This window comes from Paracoccus sp. PAMC 22219 (assembly GCF_000787695.1).
GTDB lineage: Bacteria > Pseudomonadota > Alphaproteobacteria > Rhodobacterales > Rhodobacteraceae > Paracoccus.
In genome coordinates, this window is sequence record NZ_BBPH01000234.1 from 1 (window position 1) to 9,253 (window position 9,253).

The window sequence follows — 9,253 nt, forward strand, 5'->3', positions numbered from 1 at the left end:
ACAGGTCCAGCAGCGCATCGGCCGCGGCACGATCGGACGGCAGGTTCGCGGACCCGTCGACATGCTCGCGATAGCTGTCCAGGAACGCGGCGCTGGCGGTGCGGCGCCAATCCTCGATCCGCTCCAGCGCCTGTTCGACCGTCGCGCCAAAGCTGGCGCGATGCCGGGCGACCACCGTCAGCGCGGCATAGTCAAAGGACCGCAGCATGCCCGCAACGTCGCGCAAGGGCGACGACAGCGCCCGACGTTCATCCAGCGACCGCGCGGGTTCTCCCTCGAAGTCGATGATGGCCACGTCGTTCTGCGCCAGCAGAACCTGGCCCAGATGATAGTCGCCATGGATACGCGACAGCCCGCCGGACGGGGTCAGGTCGGCCACGCGGCGCAGCCGGTCCAGCAGCGTGTCCCGCTGTGCCAGCACCTTTTTGGCCAAGGGCGCGGCATCCTCAGGCAGGTCCGCCTGCTCCAGCCGGGCCAGCATCGCTTCCGCATCGGTCACCGCATTATCGGCCCATCCGCGCAGCGTGTCAGCCGTCAGGTCATGCAACGCAAAGGCCGGATCGTCGGTCGGCGTCGCCAGCGCGCGGTGCAGCTCTGCCGTCCGTTGACCCAGCAGCGTGCCGATCGATAGCGGGAAGTCGTATCCGTGCCGCACCGGTGCGGCATCGCCCGCCGATGTCCAGCCGTCGCTCTCGTTCAGTTCCAGCATCAGCGCGTCTATGATGCCGGTCCAGGCGTCGCCCCGGTTCGGGACAAAGGCGAAGGCCGCGGCCAGGGTCGTGTCCTGATCCCCCTTATGGTCCAGATGGCCCAGATAGCGCGGCGTGTTGGCAAAGCCCGCGACAGTGGTCAGGAACTGCGCGACCTCGACATCGGGCTGATGCCCGGTGCGCAGGCGGCGGTACAGTTTCAGGATGATCTGGTCCGAGAAGGCGACCGACAGGTTCGACTGTTCGACCCCCATCTGGCGCGGGGCTCCGGGTTCGGTGATGGCGCGCAGCGCATCGGTGCCGTGGAAATGCAGGTCGCCCTGCGGCGTGCCCTCCATCATCCCGTCCAGCAACAGCTGCGGCAGACGCTCGTCAAAGGCGCCGTCGACCAATGCCCCCACCCGTGCGGTGTGGCGGATCTTGGCCAGCGTCCAGGACAGCTTGGGCGCGCCGGGACGCAGGTTCTCGTCGCCCCACCGGGCCGACAGGGGCAGGAAATAGCTCTGCGCCTCGCCGTCGTCGCCGGGGGTCACGTCCAGTGCGACCATCGCATGTTCGCCCTGTCCCAGATCGCCCAACTGACGCAGGCGGACACGGGACGGGACCGACTGATCCTTGGCCGCGAACCAGCGCTGCAGCGGCAGCCACTGCGGCAGAACCTCTGCCTGCAGCTGCGCACCCTCGCGTCCGGCCAGCGCGGTGCTGACCTTGCCGTCGCGGGTGGTCAGGGTCATGAACTCCGGCAGGATGTCGGGCAGCTGTTCGTGCCAGGACGGCATCTCCTCCTCGCCCGACAGGGCGAACCAGAAGAAGCCGTAAGCCGGCAGCGTCAGCATGTAGGGCAGATCGCCGATCGGCGGAAAGGCCGACCGTCCGGTCAGCTCCACCGGGACCATGCCGCGATGGGCCGACAGGTCCAGCTGCACCGCCTGCGCGCTGTCGGACAGGTTGGCCACGCACAGATAGGCGCGCCCCTCGTGTTCCCGGACATAGGCCAGGATCTTGCGATTGCGCGGATAGAGCAGCGTCATCTCTCCGCGCCCGAACGCCGGGTGCTGCTTGCGCACGGTGATCATCCGGCGCATCCAGTTCAGCAGAGACGAAGGGTCGTCCACCTGCGCCTCGACGTTGATGACCTGGTGGCCATAGACGGCGTCGATGATGGTGGGCAGGTACAGCTGCTGCGGCTTGGCGGTGGAAAAGCCCGCGTTGCGGTCGCCCGACCACTGCATCGGCGTGCGCACGCCGTCCCGGTCGCCCAGGTAATAGTTGTCGCCCATGCCGATCTCGTCGCCGTAATAGATGATCGGCGTGCCGGGCATCGACAGCAGCAGCGAATTCAGCAGCTCGATCTTGCGGCGGTCGTTCTGCATCAGCGGCGCCAGACGACGCCGGATGCCAAGGTTGATGCGCGCCCGCGTGTCGGTGGCATAGGTCTGCCACAGATAGTCGCGCTCCTCCGACGTCACCATCTCCAGCGTCAGTTCGTCGTGATTGCGCAGGAAAATGCCCCACTGGCAGTTCTCGGGGATCTCCGGCGTCTGCCGAATGATGTCGGTGATCGGGTGACGGTCCGCCTGCGCCAGCGCCATGTACATGCGCGGCATCAGCGGAAAGTGGAAGCCCATGTGGCATTCGTCGCCCTCGCCGAAATAGGGGCGGGTGTCCTCGGGCCACTGGTTGGCCTCGGCCAGCAGCATCCGGTCGGGGAAATGCTTGTCCAGATCGGCGCGAATGGCCTTGAGGACGTCATGCGTCTCGGGCAGGTTCTCGTTGTTGGTGCCGTCGCGTTCGACCAGATAGGGGATCGCGTCCAGGCGCAGCCCGTCCACACCCATCTCCAACCACATGCGCATGACCTTGAGCACCTCGGCCAGAACCTTGGGGTTGTCAAAGTTCAGGTCAGGCTGGTGCGAATAGAACCGGTGCCAATAATAGGCCCCGGCAACCGGGTCCCAGGTCCAGTTCGACTTTTCGGTGTCCAGAAAGATGATCCGGGTTTCGGGCCATTTCTCGTCCGTGTCGGACCAGACGTAGAAATCGCGCGCCGCCGATCCGGGCTTGGCATGGCGGGCCTTCTGGAACCACGGATGCTGGTCGCTGGTGTGGTTGATGACCAGTTCAGTGATGACGCGGATGCCGCGCCGATGCGCCTCGGTCACGAACGCCTTGAAGTCGCGCATTGCCCCATAGGACGGGTTGATCGACCGATAGTCGGCGATGTCATAGCCGTCGTCGCGCAAGGGCGAGGGATAGAAGGGCAGCAGCCAGATCGCCGTCACGCCCAGTTCCTGGACGTAGTCCAGCCGCTGCATCAGCCCGGCGAAATCGCCGATGCCGTCGCCGTTCGAATCCATAAACGCCTTGATGTGCAGCTGATAGATGACGGCATCCTTGTACCAGTCTGACTGGTCGCGGTCGATGCCGCCGGTCACGGCAAAGGTTGCGCCGTCGCGCTTGGGATTGGGAATGTTCATGGGCGCGGCGCTCCGGGTGCGATGAGTTGCCAGATGGCGTAAGGGCGGGTCTGGGGATCAAGATCCAGGGTCTGGGTCTTGCCGTGCCAGGTAAAGCTGTTGCCGTTGATCAGGTCGCGGACCTCGATCGAGGCATCGTCGGGCAGCCCGAACTCCCACAACGGGACCTCGAACTGGAAGGTCTGGGTGTTGTGGGGATCCAGGTTGACGTGGATCAGCACGTAATCGTCGCCAGCGCGCTTGGCATAGGCCAGCACCTGGTCGTTGTCGGCCACGTGAAAGGTCAGGTCGGTGAACTGGCGCAGCGCCGGGTGGTCGCGGCGCAGGCGGTTCATCAGGCGGATGTCGTCCTGGATGTTGCCCGGCTGATCCATGTCCCAGACCCGCAGCTGATATTTCTCGCTGTCCAGGTATTCTTCCTTGCCCGGCACCGGCGCGGCCTCGCAGATCTCGAAGCCGCTATAGACGCCGTAATTGCCGCCCAAGGTCGCGGCCAGTGCCAGCCGGATGCGGAACCCCGGCCTGCCGCTGGACTGCAGGAAGCGCGGATTGATGTCGGGCGTGTTCACGAAGAAGTTCGGGTTCATCACCAGACGGCTGTCGGTCTGCGTCAGCTCTGTCAGGTAATCGGTGATCTCGGTCTTTTCGTTGCGCCAGGTGAAATACGAATACGATTGCGAAAAGCCCACCTTGGCCAGACGCTTCATCACCTTGGGCCGGGTGAAGGCCTCGGCCAGGAAGATCACGCCGGGATCGACGCGGCGGACCTCGGCGATCATCCATTCCCAGAACGGGAACGGTTTGGTGTGGGGGTTGTCCACGCGAAAGATGCGCACTCCGTGGCCGACCCAGAACAGCACCACGTCGCGCAGCGCGTACCATAGCCCCGGCAATGCATCGCGATAGAAATGGACGTTGACGATGTCCTCGTACTTCTTGGGCGGGTTCTCGGCGAACTTGATGGTGCCGTCGGGGCGCCAGTCGAACCATTCGGGATGTTCCCTGATCCACGGATGATCCGGCGAACACTGGATCGCGAAGTCCAGCGCGATCTCCAGCCCGTGGTCGCGGGCCGCGTCGATCAGGCGGCGGAAATCGTCGAAATCGCCCAGTTCCGGGTGGATCGCGTCATGCCCGCCATCGGCGGACCCGATGGCATAGGGGCTGCCGGGATCGTTCGGTCCTGCGGTCAGGCTGTTGTTCGGACCCTTGCGGTTGGTGCGCCCGATCGGGTGGATCGGCGGGAAATACAGCACGTCAAAGCCCAGATCGCGCACATAGGGCAGCCGGGCGATCACGTCGTCAAAGGTGCCGTGCCGGTCCATGCTGCCCGACTGCGACCGGGGCATCAGCTCGTACCACGCGCTGAAGGCCGCCGCCTGTCGGTCGACGAACAGCGGCAGCGTGTCGGACAGGGTCAGGTCCGTGCGGGGCGCGCGCGGATCATCAATTCGGTGACCTGGTCATCCGTCAGCGCCGTCAGGCGGGCCGCATACCCTTGCGCCGCCAAGGCGTCGTCCTGTGCCAGAACCGCCTCCAGCGCCGTCTTGTCCTCCGCGGTCGCGCGACCCTTGGGGCCGGTCGCCGCCTCGATCAGGCGCCGCCCCTCGGTCAGTTCCAGCGATATGGACTGGCCCGCGGCGTGCTTGGCCAGGATCTCCTTGCGCCAGGTGGCGAACAGGTCGCGCCACGCGGCAAAGGCGATCTGGTGTTCCCCCGGCGCATCGAACACGTGGCTGGCCTGCCAGCGGTCGTTGATGACAAAGGTCATCGGCACCTCGGAAAAGCCGTCCTGGCCGACCGGGCGCCACAGCAGGGCCGCGGCGATGATGTCATGCCCGTCCGAAAAGATGTCCGCCTGGAACAGGTCGGCCTGCCCGGCGACGACCTTTGCGGCAAAGCGCCCGCCATCGACCTGATGGGAAATCCCCTCGATCGCCAGCCGTGCGGCGGCAAGGCGCAGCAGGGTCGGGTCGGCATCGGCCGGGCGTGGCGTTTGCCGCAGGACACCGGCATTTGCGGGGGATGTCTTGGCGGGCTGGTCGTTGGACACGGATATGTCTCCTTGGATCGGACAGGAACAGAACAGGCACCGCCCGTGAATGTTCCTGAAGAACCCGAAACAAGCCTGCATTTGCCCACACCAATGGCACAAAACGCCTGTCCCTGCGGGTTTCGTACGGATCGCCGCCCGGAAATTTTCGGGCCATGTGCCTGTCCCGCCGGATCAGCCGGGTCAGCATCGCGCGCGGATCAGGGCAGCCGCGCCGATCCAGGAAAGCGGGTGCACAAGGGCGGGTCCATTTCCCATTCCGCGCCGGAAGACGGGAACATATGCGCATGGCCCCGGTTGGGACCGGAGAGGCGCATCACGGCGCAAGACCTGATCTTCAAGGAGCTATCATGACCCGGACACTGACCCAGACCAGCCGCGCGGCCCTTGTCGCCGCAGCCCTTGCCGTTCCGATGCTGGCGCTGCCGGATCACGCCATGGCCCAGGCCACCGCACCCGCGGCCGACGCCACGACCCCCGGCGCGGCAGGCGAGGGCGGCAGCACAGCCGACATGACCACGACGACCGGCAGCGGAGAGAACACCGGCTCTGCCGCGCAATCTGGCGGTTCGGCAGACATGTCGCTGTCCTACGAACGCGTCGTGGGCGACCTGCAATCGGGACGCGATTTCAGCGACCAGCTGGACGGCATGGACGCCGAGACCACCGTCACGGTGACGGGCCTGACAACGCTGGACCAGGTGGCCGGCGGGTCCGTGTCCACGGCCGAGGATGGCACCCCCCCGATGACCGGTGGCCAGACCACCAACGACACGACCGGGTCGGCGATGATGCAGTCCGACACCGCCTCGGGGTCGTCGGCCGGCGGCGCGGTGGATGCGCCCGCGGGCATGTCGACCGGGTTGGCGACCGGCGGCGGAACCCAGACCGCCACGATGTCGGAAGGCACCGCCGGAGACATCGACACGGCCCTGACCGATGGTGCGGACAGCCTGACGGCCCTGCGCGCAAGCCTGGCCGACCATGCACCCGTCATCGAGGCGCTGGAGGCCCAGGGCTATACCGCCGATGACGTGATCGCCCTGCACCGCGACGGGGCAGAGCTGACCGTGATCGTCGACGACCGCGACAGCTGAACTGATGGTCGGGCCCCAGGACGGGGCCCCGTTTTCACCGGGCTGGACTGGCCTGATCCCACCCGGTCGGACCAGACACTGGTGCAGTCTCCGTTCGCCCCGCCGGTGTCGGTCCCGCCAAACCGCGCCTCCGGCACGGCACGCCGCCATGACGGTCCGAGCAAGTCCCGACCGCCGCGATGCCATCCGGCACGACCCGATGCCGCACCCATATGCACAAACTTTTGCAACGATTTTCGCAAGCCGTCGTTGGGCCTTCAAGAGGACGATGATGGTACAATACGACCGGCTTGCCGCCCGCATCCTGATGATCTGCCCGCCCCATCCCAGCCACCGGCAAGCCTTTGCCGCACTGGCCGAGGAGTTGCGCGCCCGCGGCCACCATGTCCGGTTCCTGAATGGCGACACGGTACGGTCTCGCCCCCGCCTTTCATCCGAACGCCACCCCGCGCGCCTGCGCGGAGAGATCGCCGCCGGGGCCGACCGGACGCGGATGCTGTGCCGGCTTGGCCCCGAGGCCATCGCCGCCTATCGGCCGGACCTGATCCTGGGCGACCAGACGGAGCCTGCGGCGGGCCTGCTGTCGCGCCACCTGCGCATTCCGATGGTGTCGATCGCCTGCGCCCTGCCCTTTGACGATGAACCGGGCGTGCCGATCCCGTTCCTGGGCTGGCGCCCGGACCACAGCGAACGCGGCATCGACCGCCTGCAGACTGCGCGCCGGATCGCGCAATGGGTGATGCTGCGGCAATCCCGGGTGATCGCGCAGACCGCCCTGGACTGGGACCTGGGGCCGCTGCGCGATTTCACCGATTGCGTCTCTCCGCTGATGACGCTGGCGCAGGCCGTGCCGGGGTTCGACCACCCGCGGCCGGTCACCGGCGGGCGGGTGCGGCACATGGGCCTGTTCCGCGCCCCGGTCGAGGATCCGCTGCCCTGCGACATCCGCCCCGACCCGGCGCGGCCGCTGGTCTATGTCAGCCTTGGCACGCTGCAGGGGCACCGGCACCGCCTGCTGGCGCGGATCGCGCGGGCCTGCCGGCGGGCCGGCGCGCAGGTGCTGGTCTCGCTTGGCGGGCAGTCGGCCGAGGCCGCGCGCGGCATCCCCGCGGACTGGGTCCGCAGTTTCGTACCGCAGCGCGCGATCCTGGGCCGGGCGCAGGTCTGCGTGACGCATGCGGGCATGAACACGGTCATGGAATGTCTGGAACAGGGCGTGCCGATGCTGGCCCTGCCCCTGACCAACGATCAGCCGGGCGTCGCCGCCCGCATCGCGCGGACCGGCACCGGCCTGCGCCTGTCGCCCCGGTGGGCGTCCGAGGCCCGCATCCATGCCGCCCTGTGCCGCCTGCTGGACGACCCGTCGTTCCGCACGAACGCCCGCAGCTTTGCCCACGACGCGCCCCACTGGCCCCGTGCCGCCGGGGCCGTCGACGCGATCGAGGGCGTGCTGGGCCGTCGCCCGACCCTGGTCACACCACCTGTCGCAGCGCACGCATGGCAGCAATGATGAACCCGTCCTGAATCCACAGGGACAGCGCGATCTCTGTCCCGACCGCCAGCGCCAGCACCACGCGCGCGGATACCCGCCGCGCGAACAGCGCACCGGCCACGGCGGCGGCCGTGTCGGCAAAGGCGTTCAGACGACTGTCGCCGTGATAGGCCAGCGGATCCGATGCCTCGTATCCGAACAGGCGGATGCTGACGGGCAGGTTCTCGATCACCTCCCATGTCGTGCTGCTGGCGACGACGACGGCGATCAAGGCCCACAGGCCCAGATCGGGCCGCAACCGCGCCACCAGCAGGATCAGCAGCGCGCCGGTCACCGCATGCAGCGCGGTATAGGGGTCCAGCAGCGTCTGCGAATTCAGCGCCGGGTTGCCGGGCATCGCCCAGATCTGACCGCATCCGCATCCCCAGGGCCGCTGCAGCGCCGCAAAGACCGCCAGCTTGACGGCGGTCGCGATGACGATCACCGCGACCGCCCGTGCGGCTTGCGCATCCAGAGGTGCGGCCGTGTCGGGATGCGCCGTCACGTCAGGTCTTGGGCGGGGTGTCGTCGGCGGGCGGCCTGTCCATCTTGGCCGGGTTCATCACGTCGAACTCCTCGGGCGCGTGCGGCACGCCCTGACCCTGTCCCTGGCCGTTCTGCCGGGGCACGACGGGATCGGATTTCTTCTTGTCCATGGCGCGGTCCTTTTGTCTGTCCTGTCCGCACCAACATCCGGCCGCGGGCGATGTTCCGTCCGGGCGCAGCCTTTGCGTCGTGCCCCCTATCGCTGCGGACGACATTCGGTGCACCATGGCCCGAACCACAGGAGGATCTCATGTCCAAACGCGCCATTCTGGTCGTCGACCTTCAGAACGAATACTGGCCGACCGGCAACTTGCCCCTTGAGGGGATCGAGGCCGCGGCCGAAAACGCCGCCCGCGTGATCGCCCATGCGCGCGCCAAGGGCGATCTGGTCGTGAACATCCGCCATGAGATCCCCGGCGGCCCGATCTTCGTCCCCGGCAGCACGGCGCCCAGATCAACGACGTCGTGGCCCCGGCAGGCGACGAGGCCGTCATCACCAAGAACTTTCCGAATTCGTTCCGCGACACCGGCCTCAAGGCTCTACTGGACGAAAACGGCGTCCAGGACGTGATCCTCATCGGCGCGATGAGCCATATGTGCATCGACGCGACCACGCGGGCCGCCAACGACCACGGCTTTGCGACGACCACGATCCACGATGCCTGCGCGACCCGCGACATCGAGTTCGGCGGCCAGACCGCCCCCGCCGCCCATGTCCACACCGCGATCATGGGCGCGCTGGCGTTCCTGTACGGCGATGTCGTTAGCACCCAGGATTTCCTGCGCAGCTGACGCCCCGTGCCCGATGCGGCACCCCGCATCGGGCGCCCCCCTGCCCC

General features: G+C 67.3%; 7 protein-coding genes and 1 pseudogene. 3 read left to right on the top strand and 5 right to left on the bottom strand.

Annotated elements, in window-relative coordinates:
* Positions 1 to 3,187 (bottom strand): maltose alpha-D-glucosyltransferase (gene treS, locus TY51_RS19340; protein ID WP_042252908.1); only part of this gene is annotated, 3,187 nt, incomplete at its 3' end.
* Positions 3,184 to 5,150 (bottom strand): annotated as a pseudogene (locus TY51_RS19345) (alpha-1,4-glucan--maltose-1-phosphate maltosyltransferase). The gene treS and the pseudogene TY51_RS19345, both read right to left, overlap by 4 nt.
* Positions 5,151 to 5,590: 440 nt before the next feature.
* Here TY51_RS19345 and TY51_RS19350 point away from each other — a divergent pair.
* The gene (locus TY51_RS19350; protein WP_042252910.1) at positions 5,591 to 6,337 is read left to right on the top strand and encodes a hypothetical protein; all 747 of its coding nucleotides are present in this window, start codon (positions 5,591 to 5,593) and stop codon (positions 6,335 to 6,337) included.
* Between the two features lie 271 nt (positions 6,338 to 6,608).
* Positions 6,609 to 7,847, top strand: coding sequence for a glycosyltransferase (locus TY51_RS19355; RefSeq protein ID WP_197054847.1), 1,239 nt, complete (start codon positions 6,609 to 6,611; stop codon positions 7,845 to 7,847).
* On the opposite strand, the gene TY51_RS20615 is transcribed toward TY51_RS19355, so the two are convergent.
* From TY51_RS20615 to TY51_RS23815, 3 genes are all read right to left on the bottom strand, one after another.
* Positions 7,810 to 8,373 (bottom strand): DUF2585 family protein, encoded by a 564-nt coding sequence (locus TY51_RS20615; RefSeq protein WP_052650494.1) that lies wholly within the window; start codon positions 8,371 to 8,373, stop codon positions 7,810 to 7,812. The genes TY51_RS19355 and TY51_RS20615 overlap by 38 nt on opposite strands.
* A 1-nt stretch (position 8,374) precedes the next feature.
* The gene (locus TY51_RS22320; protein WP_156118134.1) at positions 8,375 to 8,524 is read right to left on the bottom strand and encodes a hypothetical protein; all 150 of its coding nucleotides are present in this window, start codon (positions 8,522 to 8,524) and stop codon (positions 8,375 to 8,377) included.
* A gap of 86 nt (positions 8,525 to 8,610) precedes the next feature.
* Positions 8,611 to 8,820 carry a hypothetical protein gene (locus tag TY51_RS23815; protein WP_231559158.1) on the bottom strand — a complete coding sequence of 70 codons (210 nt, stop codon included), beginning with the start codon at positions 8,818 to 8,820 and terminating at the stop codon, positions 8,611 to 8,613.
* A 59-nt stretch (positions 8,821 to 8,879) separates the two neighbouring features.
* Here TY51_RS23815 and TY51_RS19365 point away from each other — a divergent pair, with 59 nt between their 5' ends.
* Positions 8,880 to 9,206: an isochorismatase family protein gene (locus TY51_RS19365; protein ID WP_307538242.1), complete on the top strand. Its 327-nt coding sequence runs from the start codon at positions 8,880 to 8,882 to the stop codon at positions 9,204 to 9,206.
* Positions 9,207 to 9,253 lie beyond the last annotated feature (47 nt).